At 52.3% G+C, this 14,947-nt stretch carries 18 protein-coding genes; 8 read left to right on the forward strand and 10 right to left on the reverse strand.

Annotated elements, in window-relative coordinates; all coding sequences use genetic code 11:
• Window positions 1–13 precede the first annotated feature (13 nt).
• Window positions 14–814, reverse strand: a complete 801-nt coding sequence (locus EVJ26_RS08065; protein WP_131470220.1) for a formate/nitrite transporter family protein — start codon at window positions 812–814, stop codon at window positions 14–16.
• A gap of 96 nt (window positions 815–910) precedes the next feature.
• Window positions 911–1,297, reverse strand: a complete 387-nt coding sequence (locus tag EVJ26_RS08070) for a VOC family protein (RefSeq protein WP_131470221.1) — start codon at window positions 1,295–1,297, stop codon at window positions 911–913.
• 80 nt (window positions 1,298–1,377) lie between these two features.
• Here EVJ26_RS08070 and EVJ26_RS08075 point away from each other — a divergent pair, with 80 nt between their 5' ends.
• From EVJ26_RS08075 to EVJ26_RS08085, 3 genes are read left to right on the forward strand one after another with little or no spacing between them, the layout of a single operon-like run.
• Window positions 1,378–2,496: a GTPase gene (locus tag EVJ26_RS08075; RefSeq protein WP_131470222.1), complete on the forward strand. Its 1,119-nt coding sequence runs from the start codon at window positions 1,378–1,380 to the stop codon at window positions 2,494–2,496.
• A gap of 12 nt (window positions 2,497–2,508) precedes the next feature.
• Window positions 2,509–3,651 carry a YcjF family protein gene (locus EVJ26_RS08080; protein ID WP_070328051.1) on the forward strand — a complete coding sequence of 381 codons (1,143 nt, stop codon included), beginning with the start codon at window positions 2,509–2,511 and terminating at the stop codon, window positions 3,649–3,651.
• Window positions 3,652–3,692: 41 nt separating this feature from the next.
• The gene (locus tag EVJ26_RS08085; protein WP_131457859.1) at window positions 3,693–4,655 is read left to right on the forward strand and encodes a 2-hydroxyacid dehydrogenase; all 963 of its coding nucleotides are present in this window, start codon (window positions 3,693–3,695) and stop codon (window positions 4,653–4,655) included.
• A gap of 47 nt (window positions 4,656–4,702) precedes the next feature.
• On the opposite strand, the gene EVJ26_RS08090 is transcribed toward EVJ26_RS08085, so the two are convergent.
• From EVJ26_RS08090 to EVJ26_RS08105, 4 genes are all read right to left on the reverse strand, one after another.
• Complete coding sequence (locus EVJ26_RS08090; RefSeq protein ID WP_131470223.1) at window positions 4,703–5,314, reverse strand: YflT domain-containing protein; 612 nt, start codon at window positions 5,312–5,314, stop codon at window positions 4,703–4,705.
• Window positions 5,315–5,327: 13 nt separating this feature from the next.
• Window positions 5,328–5,843 carry a YflT domain-containing protein gene (locus tag EVJ26_RS08095; RefSeq protein WP_131457857.1) on the reverse strand — a complete coding sequence of 172 codons (516 nt, stop codon included), beginning with the start codon at window positions 5,841–5,843 and terminating at the stop codon, window positions 5,328–5,330.
• Between the two features lie 114 nt (window positions 5,844–5,957).
• Entirely contained in the window at window positions 5,958–6,779 is an 822-nt protein-coding gene (locus tag EVJ26_RS08100) for a hypothetical protein (RefSeq protein ID WP_131470224.1), read from the reverse strand.
• 79 nt (window positions 6,780–6,858) lie between these two features.
• Window positions 6,859–7,272: a methylglyoxal synthase gene (locus EVJ26_RS08105; RefSeq protein WP_016507946.1), complete on the reverse strand. Its 414-nt coding sequence runs from the start codon at window positions 7,270–7,272 to the stop codon at window positions 6,859–6,861.
• A gap of 224 nt (window positions 7,273–7,496) precedes the next feature.
• On the opposite strand from EVJ26_RS08105, the gene EVJ26_RS08110 reads away from it, so the two are divergent.
• On the forward strand, window positions 7,497–9,269 hold the full coding sequence (locus tag EVJ26_RS08110) for a mechanosensitive ion channel (RefSeq protein ID WP_131457855.1): 1,773 nt from the start codon (window positions 7,497–7,499) through the stop codon (window positions 9,267–9,269).
• Between the two features lie 120 nt (window positions 9,270–9,389).
• A complete protein-coding gene (locus EVJ26_RS08115; RefSeq protein WP_131470225.1) occupies window positions 9,390–10,868 on the forward strand; it encodes an HD domain-containing phosphohydrolase in 1,479 nt (492 codons plus the stop codon).
• Between the two features lie 39 nt (window positions 10,869–10,907).
• On the opposite strand, the gene EVJ26_RS08120 is transcribed toward EVJ26_RS08115, so the two are convergent.
• Window positions 10,908–11,210: an AzlD domain-containing protein gene (locus EVJ26_RS08120; protein WP_131457853.1), complete on the reverse strand. Its 303-nt coding sequence runs from the start codon at window positions 11,208–11,210 to the stop codon at window positions 10,908–10,910.
• The gene (locus EVJ26_RS08125) at window positions 11,207–11,938 is read right to left on the reverse strand and encodes an AzlC family ABC transporter permease (protein ID WP_131457852.1); all 732 of its coding nucleotides are present in this window, start codon (window positions 11,936–11,938) and stop codon (window positions 11,207–11,209) included. Before EVJ26_RS08125 ends, EVJ26_RS08120 begins: the two co-directional genes overlap by 4 nt.
• Window positions 11,939–12,051: 113 nt before the next feature.
• Here EVJ26_RS08125 and EVJ26_RS08130 point away from each other — a divergent pair, with 113 nt between their 5' ends.
• Window positions 12,052–12,753 carry a CBS domain-containing protein gene (locus tag EVJ26_RS08130; protein WP_131457851.1) on the forward strand — a complete coding sequence of 234 codons (702 nt, stop codon included), beginning with the start codon at window positions 12,052–12,054 and terminating at the stop codon, window positions 12,751–12,753.
• Here the strand turns inward: EVJ26_RS08130 and EVJ26_RS08135 are convergent.
• Both EVJ26_RS08135 and EVJ26_RS08140 read right to left on the reverse strand, forming a co-directional pair.
• On the reverse strand, window positions 12,736–13,071 hold the full coding sequence (locus EVJ26_RS08135; RefSeq protein ID WP_070328061.1) for an antibiotic biosynthesis monooxygenase: 336 nt from the start codon (window positions 13,069–13,071) through the stop codon (window positions 12,736–12,738). The two genes, EVJ26_RS08130 and EVJ26_RS08135, sit on opposite strands and share 18 nt — an antisense overlap.
• Before the next feature lie 79 nt (window positions 13,072–13,150).
• On the reverse strand, window positions 13,151–13,990 hold the full coding sequence (locus tag EVJ26_RS08140; protein WP_070328062.1) for a M15 family metallopeptidase: 840 nt from the start codon (window positions 13,988–13,990) through the stop codon (window positions 13,151–13,153).
• A 206-nt stretch (window positions 13,991–14,196) separates the two neighbouring features.
• Here EVJ26_RS08140 and EVJ26_RS08145 point away from each other — a divergent pair, with 206 nt between their 5' ends.
• Both EVJ26_RS08145 and EVJ26_RS08150 read left to right on the forward strand, forming a co-directional pair.
• Entirely contained in the window at window positions 14,197–14,415 is a 219-nt protein-coding gene (locus EVJ26_RS08145; protein WP_131457850.1) for a hypothetical protein, read from the forward strand.
• Window positions 14,416–14,474: 59 nt separating this feature from the next.
• On the forward strand, window positions 14,475–14,942 hold the full coding sequence (locus EVJ26_RS08150; RefSeq protein ID WP_131457849.1) for a hypothetical protein: 468 nt from the start codon (window positions 14,475–14,477) through the stop codon (window positions 14,940–14,942).
• Window positions 14,943–14,947: the final 5 nt, after the last annotated feature.

Below are 14,947 nucleotides of genomic sequence, written 5' to 3' on the forward strand. Positions count from 1 at the left end.
GGCCCCTGTCTTTTTATGCGTTCTGGCGGAGCGTTTCCACGTTCGCCGTCCCAGGTTTTGCGTTCAAATGGAGGTACGTGCCGGCGACGAACAAGGCGCCCCCGACGATGTTGCCGAGTGTGGCAAACAGTAGATTATAGAGTGCGAGCCCGATGTTGATGGCTTCAGACGGCGCATAATAGAGGGCGAGCCCGAAGATACCCATGTTGGCAATCGAGTGCTCGAAACCGGCGGCGAAGAAGACGACGACCGGTAGCATCGTCAACATGATTTTGGCGACGTCGTTTTGCGTCTTAAGCGGCATGAAGATGGCGATACAGACGAGTACGTTACAGAGGATTCCTTTTAAGAAAATAGCGAGTGCGTCACCGCTCATCTTTTTCGCGGCGACGACGGATAAGAGATGGTCGCTACCGACCTCACCCATACTGTGGGCGCCGATGACGAGTACAGTGAGCAACAATGCGCCAACCAAGTTGCCGACCCAACTGATGCCCCATACTTTGACGAGATCGCTCCATGCGACACGTCCACGCTTCGCACCGGTATACAAGTACATCGTGTTGCTCGTGAACAGCTCTCCGCCCATCCAGACGATAAAGACGAGTGCGACCGAGAAACTCATGCCGGCAAACAGAATCGTCCCTGGTACATCGATAAACATGTTTCCGACCGTAAATGCGAAGACGACCCCGATCCCGATCAAAAAACCGGCGACGATTGAACGAAGTGCGTATTGAGCGAACGAGTGACGAAGCAGCGTCGCTTTTTTATGGGCGGCTTCTTCCATATAATCGATAACTTGTTTTTCCATTTGAATAAGACCTCCTTTAGACAACTTAAGTCTAGGAGGTCTTAAAAAAGTTTGCAATTGTTTTCACAAACTTTTGATGAGAGGATTTGTATCCGTTCACATCGTTGCCACGAGTTCGACTTTGATGCGGTCCGGGTCTTCGAAATAGAGCGCGACGTAGTTCGGACCGCCCGCATATGGAAAACGGTCGGCGTACAGCTCGTTGAAGCCGTAACGGGACAAGCGACTGCGGAACGACTCGAGTTGCTCCACCGATCCAGCGTGAAAGGCGAGGTGGTTCAGTCCTGTTCGCTTTCGATGGTACGGAGGTTCGAGGTAGGCTGGTTCGGTTTGAACGAAGACGAGGTACGTCTCGCCATGGCGATAACTTTTTCCTTGCTCCCATTGTTGGTATACCGTATACCCAAGCTCTATGAGGAGCCAGTCCCAAGCGATTAAACTTTTGTTCAAGTCAGAAACATAGAGCTCTACGTGGTGAAGCATGCGTCTCATCCTTCCGTCGGACGTTTCAAAAGCGGCCGTTTAGTATAATGGTATTATACAACGACTGCAGGGGGAACCATATGGACAACACGGGGCTTGTCTCGAACATATTGATCGCGGGGAAAACAGGCGTCGGCAAGAGCGCCTTCTTGAACTACATCTACGGACGTGACGTGGCCGAGTCGCGGGCGGGCAGCCCGGTGACGGCAGAAGGCCTGCATGAATATGAGTATTACGATCTTGAACGCGGGATCTTGTTCCGCTTTTTTGATACGTGGGGGCTTGAAGCCGATCGGTCTGAAGAATGGCATGAGGCGGTCATCGCCGTCGTCAATAAGCGGGAAGGTGCCATCGACATCGCCGACTGGTTCCACACGATTTATTATTTGTTATCGATCAATTCAGGTCGTGTCGAAACATACGAGCTTGAAGCGATTTTAAAGCCGCTTTACGCGAAAGAGAGCAACGTCACCATCATCTTGACGAACTATAATCCGGACAGCGAGATGAACGTGGAGAAAGCCGAGGCGATGGAAGACGTCTTGATGCGTGAACTTGGCATCAATCGTGACGCCATGATCCGGGTGAACAGTGTCGAGAAAAAGTTATTGAGCGGACAAGTCGTACCGACGCTCGGTTATGAGGCGGTCTGGCAGCGGAACCGAACGAACCTCTGGCAGGATGTCGAGCGGAAATTGCCGCTCAACTTGACCCGGCATTTATTAGACGAGCTTGAAGCGTGGCGCGACCGCAGTTACCGTTCGGCTGAAAAAATTCGGATGATCACCCCGCAAGCGATGATCAGCTGGAAAGCGCGTCAAATCGAAAAAGATTTGGAGAGCACACTCGAACAGGCCGCGCTCACGACGGAAGAAGCGATGGCGCAGGGGGTCCGGCATTATATTCAACTGATGGAGCGCTATCCGCTCGTCGGCAAAAAGGCGGACGTCGGCTTCAAGACGCGCCGGGTCGAACTCGGCTTTGATTATTCATTTAAGCGGACGATTCGAAAGATGGTGCTCGGGATGATTCCTGGCATTCATTTCATTTACTGGGCGTTCAAGCGTCGGACGGCGGAGCGAGGCATCAAAAAAGCCATCGACCAACAGTATGAGACGGTCAGGCAAGCGATCGTTCAGGACGTGCAACGTGGATTCGAGAACGAGATGAAGCAGCTTGGGCGTACGCTCAATCAATGAGGAGGAAGTCATATGGAGAAAAAAGCGCCATTTAATTTAGATACGTACGATTTGAAAGAAGAGTTGGGTCGTCTGCGAGGCGAAGTCAAAAAACCAAACATATTAATCGCCGGTGCGACCGGTTCTGGGAAGAGCTCGGTCGTCAACCATGTGTTCGGTCGTGATTTGACGAAAGTGGCGGCCGGCGAGCCGGTGACGCGTGGAATCCACCAGTTCATGAGTGATGACATCGCGATCGTCCTCTACGATAGCGAAGGGTATGAGATCGGAAGTGAGCGTCAACAGGCTTATGCCGATGAAGTCATCGGCTTCGTCGAACGGGCGCAGACAAAACCTGCGGCTGAGCAGATGCACCTCGTCTGGTACGCCATCAACGCCTCGATGAAACGGGTCACACCGCTCGATCGGACGCTGATCAAACAGTTGAACGACGTCACTTCTGTCGCAGTCTTATTGACGCAAATCGATCAAGTCGACATGGATGAATTGACGGCGCTGCGAAACGAATTAGCTGGAGTCGTACCCGAAGACGCAATTTTTCAGGTGAGTGTCGCCGGTGAGTTATTGAACGATGCTGAACTTCGGGACCACCTTGACTGGGAACGTCTCGTCACATGGTCGGTCGACCAGCTCGACCAGTCACTTCAAGAAGGATTGCTCATGGAGATTCACGCGGAGAGCGAAGCGATGCTCAAGCTGAAACGTAAGAAGGCGAACCGGATCATCTCGGGCTATGTCGCGAGTGCTGGGACGGCTGCTGCCGTGCCACTCCCGTTCGCGGATGCCATCGCGTTGACACCGATCCAAGTGACGATGAGCGTCCACTTGTTCCGTTATTGGGGCGTCAAAGCGAGCGATGACATGTTGAAAACGTTGATTGGCAGCACGATCATCCCGCAAATCGGACGGACGCTTTCGAAGACGCTGTTGTTGAACGTCATGAAGTTCTTCCCGGGTGCGAACGCGGCGGCGAGCGTGATCAATGCGACAGTGGCATCCGGGATCACCTGGGCAATCGGCCTTGCTATCAATGAAGTCGCGTATCGCAATGCGATGGACTCTTCGAAGACGATCGAGCAACTGCTCAACAGTGACTTTAGTTCATTGTTCGATCAGTTCATAAAAGAGAATCCGATGTCGAAAGACAAATCGTGATTCGAAGTTTGTTACGATGAGAGAGAACAGGGGGAATGGATATGAAGAAACGAATTTACATCACACGACGTCTGCCAGAAGAAGCAGTGGCGCCGCTGCGAGACAAGTATGACGTCCGCATGTGGGACGAAGAGGCGGTGAGCGTACCGCGTGACGTCTTGTTGAAAGAAGCAGCATCGGCTCATGCGCTATGGACGATGCTCAGCGACACGATCGACCGCGAGTTGATCGAACAGGCGCCTGACCTCGCAGTCATCTCGAACTTGGCCGTCGGTTATAACAACATCGACATCGAAGCGGCAAAACAGCACGGCATCGTCGTGACGAACACACCGGACGTCTTGACCGAGACGACAGCGGACCTCGCGTTCGGACTCATGATGATGACCGGGCGCCGGCTCGGAGAGGCAGAACGTGACTTGCGGGCGGGGGAATGGAAATCGTGGACACCGATGGGCTACGTCGGGATGGACCTGTATCAGGCGAAGCTCGGGATTATCGGGATGGGACGCATCGGCGAGGCGGTCGCACGCCGGGCCCGCGGCTTTGACATGGACGTCTTGTACCATAACCGGACGCGTCGTCATGAATCGGAGTCGATGTACGGATTCGTCTACGCCGAACTCGATGACTTGCTCGAGCAGTCGGATTTCGTCGTCGTGCTCGCACCGCTCACCGAACAGACGCGTGGCATGATCGGCGCCGACCAGTTTGCCAAAATGAAAGACACGGCCGTCTTCATCAATGTCGCCCGCGGCGAGATCATTGATGAGTCGGCACTGTACGAGGCGTTGAAAGCCAAGCAAATTTGGGCAGCGGGGCTCGACGTGTTCGCGAAAGAACCGGTGGCGATGGACCATCCGCTCTTGACGCTTCCGAACGTCACGACGCTCCCGCATATCGGCAGCGCCACGATCAAGACGCGCCTCTCGATGATGGCGCTCAACCGAGAAGCCATCGTCAACGTACTTGAAGGGAAAGAACCAAAAAATCGATTGACGTAAAAAAAGAGGAACCTGACATCATGTGTCAGGTTCCTCTTTTCTGTCCATTAAAAGCGGCGAATGTTGTCTGGATCTTCGACATCGTTGCGTAACGCTCGGTCATCGAGCCCGCGAAGCTTCGCTTCTTTATCGTTCAGTTTGGCTTTTTCATCAAGTGTGTCTTGTTCTTGATCGACGGCCCGGTTCGGGTTGTCTGGCGCGGATTTGTTGAACGGCTTTGAGTCAACTTCCAAACCGTCAGCGGTATGATGTCCTTGATGGCCTGTATCGTGCTTCGACTCGTTGTAAGGCGTCGAATCGATCGTCAAACTTTCATTGTGACGGCGTTCGTAGTCTTCATCGACATAGATCAAAATCTTGCCGGCCTCGACGTCGCTGTAATGGCGGTTGACTTCTTCTTCGCTCAGTCCCATGTTGCGGAGCCCGGCGTGAACGTCTTCGTGGCCGCTCAAGAATGAACGGACTTTGTCGAACCAACTTGTATCGTGTGAGGCCTCGGTGTGCACGTCCGTTTTACGGCGCAAAATCGAGACGCTGTCCTCATGTTTGGAGACGACGTATATGTCTGAGTCTTTGTATCCTTTGACACGTAGCTCTTCGATCTTTCCTAGAGCCGATTCTTGCGTGTCGTACATGCTAATAAATCGTTTCTCACTCATGGTTGTCTCCTCCTTATAATCGGCGATGGTCCTCTAAGCCGGAATGTCCCCGTACAATCGGATCTTCTTTCGTACCGCGTGGTTTTTCATCATGATCATTGAACGGTTTGGCGTCGAATGCAATCCCGTCTGCCTTTTCCCCTTGATCGTGGTCGAGTTCACTGTCTTTTTTATACATATTCGGATAGCGCTCGTACGAATGTTTATCGACGTAAAGCAACAGTTTACCGTCGTCGATGGCTGAATAGTATTCCTCTGCCTCGGCATCGCTAAGACCCATATTACGCAGCTCATCGCGAATCCGGTCGCTGCCGTGAAGGAATGCTTTGACGCGGTCTAACCAATTGACATCGCGAATCCCAGACTCGGCGTTCACGTCGGTGTGATCGCGCAATGCGGAAATTTCCCCGTTCCGCTTGGCTACGACATGCATATTTTTCTCCGCTTCCCCGGCCTTTTTGAGTTCGTTCACTTTGTCCATCACTTCTTGCTCGCTATGAAATAACCCGATCATTTTACGGTCTGACATGGTCTGCCCCCTTTATCATCTCGTCTTTCGATTAAATTGACGTCACGGTATTAGTAATTTCCGTTCTGGCGAATGTTCAAACAAAAAACGCCATCTCACCTGAGACTGGCGTCATTAATAGTAAATGGTCATCGTATCGTTCCCTAGATGGCAACGCGTGCTCTTCCAGACAAACTCGGCGAGTGTCCACAGCGCCATGAAGCCGCTGATCGCTAACAACACTAACGCGTAGACGGGCGTCAATTGAATCAAAAACGACCATCCGAGCGTGAACAGGAGCGGTTGAATCAGGATCACGAAGCCGACATACACGAGAATGATGAGCAGTGCGAACAAGATGCGGCGTCCGATCGTCTGAAAGTGGTGACGGAAGCGCGTCAGTAAACCGAAGACGGCACCGGTCAGTAAGACCGGCAGCACGAAGGCGAAGTAATCGAGCGGATACGAGGCCGTCGGTGCACTGAACAGCCGCAGACTGAACAAGTCGTCCATGACGAGCAGCAGGTTGGCGTAGGCGAACGCGAGAATCATGCCGAGCAGCCAGCCGAACTGGTTCCAAATGCGGCGAGACGATTTGATCGCCTCGATTTTTGTGTAGGCGAGAAACGAGACGTCACGCTTTTCGATGTCTTGGAGTTCGAGCTGCGTCTCGTTCAACCGCTCGACGGCCCAGTCGAACTCACGGTTCGCTTGCACCTTCTCATGCATTTTAAGTTCGCCTGACTGCTCGATGATGGAGCGGTAACGGCGACGATACTCGTCGTTCGTTTTTGGTTTTTCGATCAAGAACATCGCATAGGCGCGTGGGTCTTGACTCGTCAGGCCGTCGAGGGATTGACCGCTTCTTTCTGCTTGTTGAATATACCCGGCCAAACTGTTGAGCAAGCGCTCCGCTGTTGAGTTGTCGTCTAACAGTTCAGACAGATGCGTTCGCACTTGTTCGTAAAATTGCTGTACGGTCGGGTCGTTCGATACATGTGGGTTCAGGACAATTCCTCTCTTCTATATAAAATGGTCATACAGGCGGTTCGTCGTTATGGGAAAGTTTGAGCGATTCAAAGTCGCCTTGTTCGATGCTACGAATCAAGATTTCACTTCCGCCCATGTTTGTGGCGAGCGGGATCGAGTAGACGTCACAGAGGCGCATCAATGCACTCACGTCCGGCTCGTGGGGTTGGGCGGTCAACGGGTCGCGGAAGAAGATGATCATATCCATCTCTCCACGGGCGACCGAGGCGCCGATTTCTTGGTCACCGCCGAGCGGTCCCGACTTAAAGCAATGGACCGGAAGTCCCGTCGCTTCGGCGACACGTTTTCCGGTCGTTCCCGTCGCGAACAAATGATGTTTCTCTAATACGTGAGAATAGGCTTTGACGAGTACGATTAAATCATCTTTTTTCTTATCGTGGGCAATCAGGGCGATGTTCATCTTGACTCCTCCTTAAAAAGACTTCTTCTTAATTCGTATCATATTTGAACTAGAAAGACACGCCTTGTTTATCAAGGTAAAATTTTCCTTAAAAAATATTTTTCCAGTTAATATTTATTCAGGGATAAGAATTGTCTATGTTTAGGCATATGAAAATGTTGGTATTTATAAAGGGAGTCAAATAAATAATAATCATTTCAAAAGAGATTGGAGGAAGATGTCGGATGAACGATACAACGTATAATTTCAACACGTTCATGTCTTGGTTGCCAGAGCTCTTGCTTGCACTTCTTGTCCTTGTCGTCGGTTTTATTTTGGCGAAAGTTCTGGAAAACGTGACGCGCAAAGCGCTACGTAAAGCGCGCCTCGACGATCGTGTTGGTGTCAAGCAAGAAGGAGAGCCGGAAAAAGCCGGAAAAGAAGAAAAGCGGTGGACACCTGAACGGATCATCGCGAAAATCGTCTTCTTTGGAGTATTACTTCTCGCATTCTTAATCATCTTCGAATTTATGAACGTGCCAGCGATCACGCAGCCGTTTAGCCAAATCTATGAGGGCTTCTCAGGTTTAATTACCGGAGTCGTCAAAGCAGGTCTCATTCTACTCGTCGCCTGGATTATCGCGACGCTCTTGAAAAAAGCGATTCAAATGGCTGGTCATCGCCTCAACTTGAGCAAGTTGATGGAGAAGACAGGTCAGGAGTCGACAAGTGTCAACCAGACGAAATGGGTCGACACGGTCGCAAACATCGTCTTCTACTTGGTGTTGTTGCTAGCACTTCCTGCCGTCCTTGACGCGCTCGGTCTCCGAGGCATCAGTGGACCGTTTGAAGACTTGTTGAACAGCTTCCTCGCCTTCATTCCGAAACTCGTCGCAGCGGCACTCATCTTTGCGATTGGTTATATCGTCGCGAAAATTGTCCGCGATATTTTGACGAAGTTCTTGGAAGCGGCAGGACTCAACAAGTTTGCCGAGAAACTTCACTTGGAAGATTATGTGAAAGGGTCAAGCCTTGCGAAAGCGGTCGGTACGGTCGTCTTCATCTTGATCATGATCCCGGTCACAATTTCAGCACTTGAGGCACTCGACATTCGAGGCATCTCAGACCCTGCCATCTCCATGTTGAACAATGTCTTGGCCATGATTCCGAACATCATCGTCGCAATCGTCTTGATTCTCGCTGGTGTGTTCGTTGCCAAATGGCTCAAAGGGGTGGTCGTATCACTTCTTGAGAATTTGGGCGTCAACTCGCTCGCAAGCAAGATGGGTCTCGGTGGACGTTCGACATCATCGACGTCGATTGCTCAAGTAATCGGCACGATCGTTCAAATCATCATCATCTTGTTGTTCGTGTCGGAAGCTCTGCAAGTCGCCAACCTCGACTTCATGGCCTCGCTCGCGACTGCAATCTTTGCTTACTTGCCGATGGTCATTGCAGCCATCATCGTCTTGGCGGTCGGCTTCTGGCTCGCCAATATGGCAGAGCGTCTCGTCGGCAGCGTGCTCGTCGATGCGTCAGGTCAACCGAGCGTACTACGCCACGTCGCGAAGTATGCGATTCTCGGGATCGCCTTCTTCATGGCCATCAGCCAGCTCGGCATCGCGCCGATGATCGTCAATACGGCGTTCCTGCTTATCCTTGGTGCTGTCGCCCTTGCGTTCGGCCTTGCCTTCGGTCTCGGTGGACGTGAAACAGCAGCTCGCTACTTGAAAAAAGCTGAGAAGAGCATCGATGAGACGGAAGTATCAAAAGAGGGTCTCGAACAAGAGAAAGCACAAATGAATCAAGAAGCTGAAGCTGCGAAGCAACAGGCGAAGCAAGGTATCGATCAGTCGAAACGTGAAGCGGATCAAACGAAACAAGAGTTGAAACGTGAAACGAATCGGACAACGGATGTGACGAACGTGGACGGTCCAGAGCCGAACCCGTTCCATGAAAACATCACGCCAGAAGATAACCGTTCACCCGACGACAACGAAGGTCCACGTCGTCCATAATCAGTGAACTGAGCGAGTCTCTCTAGTGAGAGGCTCGCTTTTTTTTTGCGCTGTGAAAAAGGGTGATTTTTGGTCGATAAACAGAATGAGAGAAGTCGGTGAAGAATAGGAGGGGTCAAAGTGTTTGAACGCTTTCAAAATACGTTAATCATGAATTATATCGTCGGTTCAGGAATCGCGGTGTTCGGTGTCGGGGGTCTGTTCATCTTCCAAACGCTCGAACTGTCCCGTGCTGAAGTGATGTCTTTGTTTGCGATCATGGCGGTCTCAGTTGTCGTCATGATCAGTCTCGAATTACTGATGTATCGGCGTCACATCCGGCCGATTCGGAGCGTCTTTCGAAGTGAGGCGCCTAGTTATGAGGCGCTTCAACAGGCGTTCAATCAGACGAGTCACTTTCCGACGTTGACGGTAAAGCGCATACTAGGACCTCATTTATTTGGTCTTTCAGTTTCGTCCATGAGCTTGACCGCATTGGCGATTCAACAAAACTGGATCGATTTGCCGTATCGTTTGATTGGAATGGCGGCTTTTGGGGCGGTATTGATCGCGATTTTACATGCGCTCATCGAGTTCTTTTTGACGTATCGGTCGGTCGAGCCGTTGTTGCTTCATTTACAAGATCAAAGTGAGCAGCTGTACGATACCCCACTCCAGGCGTCGTACCAGTCAATTAGCGTCCGGACGAAGCTTTTGATCAGTATGCTCGTCATCGGGGTGTTTCCGGTCATGTTGTTCATTCTCGCTTCGGGCGTCCAACTGTCGACCGTCGAGCAAGTCGACGCATATTGGCAGTGGGCGGCTTTGATTTTAGTCGTCATCATCGGTGTCGCGACGTTCAGTAGTCTGCTCCTATACGACAACATCAAGCGTCCGCTTGCCACGTTGACACAAGGGGTCGAACAGCTCGATGCCGGCGAGCTGAAACCGATCGATAACCCGTATGCTGATGAGTTTTCGCAGCTGGTGAACGGGTTCAATCAGCTGGTGAAGAACGTCAATGAACGCGAGGACGAAAACGAGCAACTGCTGAACAGCTTGTTCGTCTTGTTCGCGGCTACACTCGACGCCCGTGATTCCTACACAGCCGGCCATTCGGAACGAGTGGCCGCCTATTCTGTCGAACTGGCATACGCGTTAGGTTTACCGCAGGCGCAGATCGAGTTGCTCCGTAAATCGGCGTTGCTTCATGATATCGGGAAGATCGGGATTCGTGACGACGTTTTGTTGAAAGAAGGAAAGTTGACAGATCATGAGTTCGCCCAAATTCAAGAGCATCCGACAATCGGGATTCATATTTTGAATCAGATCACGTTGCCGGTCTCACTTCAGCCACTCATGACGGGTGTACGGTCACACCATGAACGAATCGACGGGAACGGCTATCCAGACGGATTGTCCGGTGAAGCCATCCCGCTCTTTGGCCGCATCATGGCAATCGCTGACGCCTACGACGCGATGACGTCAGACCGTCCGTATCGGCAAGGGATGCCTGTCGAGAAGGCGCTGTCGATTTTAGAGAGCGGGCGCGGCATCCAATGGGACGCGGCGTTCGTCGATGTGTTCGTTCAGCTGCGCCGTGAGGCGTTGTCCGCCTAAACGATAACAGGTCTGTCTCCGCGGAGACAGACCTGTTTGTCAGATGAACGTTTCGACGACGTACACCCCGAGGATGCCACCGAGCACGACGAGCATCAAGTTGACGCGCAGCAAGGCGAGCACGGTCGCGAAGGCGCCTCCGGCCAAGGCTGACGACAGGCTGCTCGTCGAATAGAGGATACCCGGGAAAATCAAGCTCGCGAGCACGGCATACGGCGTGAACAACAAGAAGCGCTTCAAGAGCGGCGGTAACTTCAAGTCGCGCAGCCAAAGGAGCGGCACGAGCCGCGGGACGTACGTGACGAGCGCCATAGCGAGGACGAGCAGGAACAGACTGATCATGTTACGCCCTCCTGTTCATAAAGCAGGGCGCCGACCCCGGCGGCGACGATTGTCGCGATGATGATACTCAAACCCGATGATAGCGGAATGAACGGGGCGACACCCCAATAGAGCACGACTTGGGTCACGACGGCAAGCGCCGCGACGACGATGACCGGTTTTCGCGTAAGCGATGGGACGAGCAATCCGATGAACATGGCGTACAAGGCGATGCCCATGCTCGCCTGGACTGACTGGGGGAGGCCGAAAGCGAGAAATACGCCGATCCATGTCCCGACGTTCCAAGCGAAAAAGGCGATCAAGTTCAAACCGAGGACAAAATGGCCACGTGTCGCTTCGTTCCGAGTCGAGGCGACACTGAACGTCTCATCGGTCACCCCGAACGCGATGGCAGCCAGGAAACGGTTCGAGGTTGTCTCGATCCGTTGCGACAGCGAGGCCGACATGAGGAAATGGCGCAAGTTCAAAATGAACGTCGTCAAGACGATCTCCCAATACATCGAACCGGCCATGATCAATTGAATACCGATGAATTGGCTCGCACCGGCAAAGATGAATAACGACATGGCCAACGTGATGACGTTTGGCATGTCGAACGATTTGGCGAGGAGACCAAACGCGATCGCGATCGGAATATAACCGACCGCGACCGGGATACCGGCGCGCATTCCGGAGCGGAACGCGTCTTGGTTGGATAAGGGAGTAGCTTGCTGGATCGGAGTCGCCATCGGCTCTCCTCCTTTCAAAATAGGTGATGTCCATTCATTCGAGACGAAGGAATGGTTTCCTGCTCACATGATTAAAAAATAGGGTATAGATAGGCGATAAGGAGAGTGAACATATGAGTCGAGCCGAAGAATTTATCGCATCGTACCATCGGATTGAAGATTATTTGAGCCGTGAGATGGGGGACGGACAACATTTCAGCTTCAGCAACATGGTCAACCGTCTCGCCAAGCATAATCCGATCATCGAACGGTATAAAGAAGATTTGCACCAAATGAGCCAGTTGCGCAACGCGATCGTCCACGAGCGGCGAGAGCCTGATTTCATTATCGCCGAACCACACGACTCGATCGTCGAGTTGATGCTCGAAGTGGAGCGGGAGCTGTTGCACCCGCGTCAAGTCATCCCGCTGTTTCGTAAACTCGTGACGACGTTTAATGCCGATGACGCGTTAGTCGAGGTGCTCGGTGAGATTCGGGATAAAAACTATTCCCAGTTCCCGGTCTATAACACTGACGGCTCGTGGCGCGGTTTATTGACAAAAAAAGGAGTGACCAGCTGGCTCGCCGAGACAATCGACGGCCCGCACGTGTCACTCGAGGGCGTTCAAGTTAAAGACGTACTTCATCATGATCCGCATCTTCGTCGTTACCGTTTCGTTGCGAAGGAGACGTCTGTCATCGAGGCGCATCAACATTTCATCAACATGAAAGACGGTGTGCGCCTCGACGCGCTCTTGATCACCGAGACCGGGGAAGAGAGTGAACCGCTTCTCGGTATCATCCGACCGCAAGATATTTTATACGTGATCGGTTGAGGCCATGTGCTCGATCGCGACCTCGTATTGGGTGACGGTATTTCCGAGGACGACGGGCTTCACTTCAGACGTGCCGTCGTCCCGTTTTTTATGGGCGTGTTTATAGGCACCGCTGTCGCGCCAATTTTCAAAGCTCGCAGCGTCGCGCCACGTCGTCATGATCACGACTTGATCTTTCGTTTCGTCAGACGTATCGGTCAACACTTGCATGCGGATAAATCCGTCCATCGTCTCGATTCCTTTTGTCGTTTGGAACCGGGCTTTGACCGCATCGACTTTCCCTTTTTCAACATCTAGTTTGTTCATCACAATCCACATCGAGATGTCCTCCTCTGCAAATTCATACACGTCTAGTATACATGGGGCACCTCGCTTCCTAGCGACTAGATGCTCGGACTTAGCGTTTGGCCCACCAGTCTTCGAACGTCCAGTTGTTTTGCTTCATCGTCGTCGCTTCCTTCACACCGACGTAGCGGAGATGCCACGGCTCATAGTTGTAGCCGGTGATCTTTTCTTTCCCTTTTGGATAGCGAACGATGTAACCATAGCGGTGCGCGTTCTGGATCATCCATTTGCCTTCAGGTGTCTGATCGAACGAGGCGTATAGTCCCATCCGCATCTGTTGACTCGTCATATCGACGGCAAGCCCGGTTTGGTGCTCACTGTGGCCGGGACGAGCGACATACATCGAGGCATAGGCCGTGCCGCGAGCGTTGACCCAATAATTGTAGAGTGATTTTTGCGTGGCGTAGGACCGGTACGCGCTCAATGCGTAAAGCGTGTGTCCTTGTTTTCGGCCGTCATAGTAGAGACGAGCGAGCGCGTGCGCCGCCTCGGCAGCCATGAGCGTCCGTTCGCTTCCTTTTGCATAGACGGTCGGGATGGTGAGCGTGACGAGTTGACGGGACCGATAGGACGCGGACAGGCCATGTTGCTTGTTGACGAGCCGCAACCGCTCCGTTGACGTGAGTTTCGGGATACCGGCCTTTAGATTGCTCGATGGTGTGAAGTAGCGGGTGCTCCCGATGTAGACGTTCGACCAGCTTCGATTGTACGTTGTGTAACGGACGGGTGTGTTGGTGAGGAGTGTCTTGGCGACCGGGGACGATTGCATGGCCCGCCAGTATAGTTTCGTCGTCTTGATCGTGTAGCCGGGCTGAGGTGACGGGGTGGCGGCATAAGTAGACGAGGCGGTGAAGACGAGTACGAGGATGAGCAGCAGGCGGATGAGTTTCATTAGGACGACCCCCTTATGCATGGATAGTTTTCCTTTCCCTTTTTTTGAAATGATGAAAAGACGAGTGATTAGGGAATACTCAAACGACAGTCTCCGTCTCGTGACCCGATAGATGTACAGCCCAAGCCCGATGTGCCGGGGGCGAAGACAAAGTAAACTGATTATATAGGGAAGAACTGTGAACTAGAAGAGAGGAGTGGACGCATATGGAACTTGTTTTTGGCTTACCGTTGTTATTGCTCGTCCTATTCTTTGCCTTTTTGTATTTCAACATCAAAGGGTTATCGAATATGTGGAAAGACTACAACCGGACGAAATCGATGATCCCGCTCGGTTTTTTCATCATCGCGATCCTCGGAATCTTTACCGGGGTTTGGACATGGCTCGTCATTTTGATCTACTACGCCGTTCGTCCGAAAGAGTGACTTGACACCTTGTGCGAAAGCGCATGGTGTTTTTGGTATACTGGGGACGAGGTGTTGTCATGGAGAAATTGATCAAGGCGTGGTTCATCATCACGCTCATCACATTTATGTTATTCAAGCTCGGTGAGACGATGACGTCCGCCTATACGGAGCCAGCGGGCGAAGGAAACCCGTACGTACTCGTCTTGCTCTCCGGCTGGCCGTTCGTCTTGTTGTTCATTTGGATCACCGTCCGGCTCGCCAGACGAACGGTCGCGTCGGTGAATGGTCTCGCGCGGGTCGGTCTCTTCGCCGGGAGCATATTGATGGCGGGGATCGGGCTATACGTGAACTTCGGGCAGGCAAGTTCGTTGCGGGACGGGATACGAGCTTCTGAAAATGCGGCGTACGCGTCGGGTTGGAACCAGTTCACGAACATCATTTACGCGAATCAACTGACGTTTTTCGTGCTGACAGTCAGCTGTATGGCGCTCGGCATCGTCGTCTCATTCGTAACTTCAACTAAAGACGAGGAACAGCTCAAGTAGCCGTT

This window comes from Exiguobacterium sp. SH3S1, from assembly GCF_004337105.1.
Lineage (GTDB): Bacteria > Bacillota > Bacilli > Exiguobacteriales > Exiguobacteriaceae > Exiguobacterium > Exiguobacterium aurantiacum_A.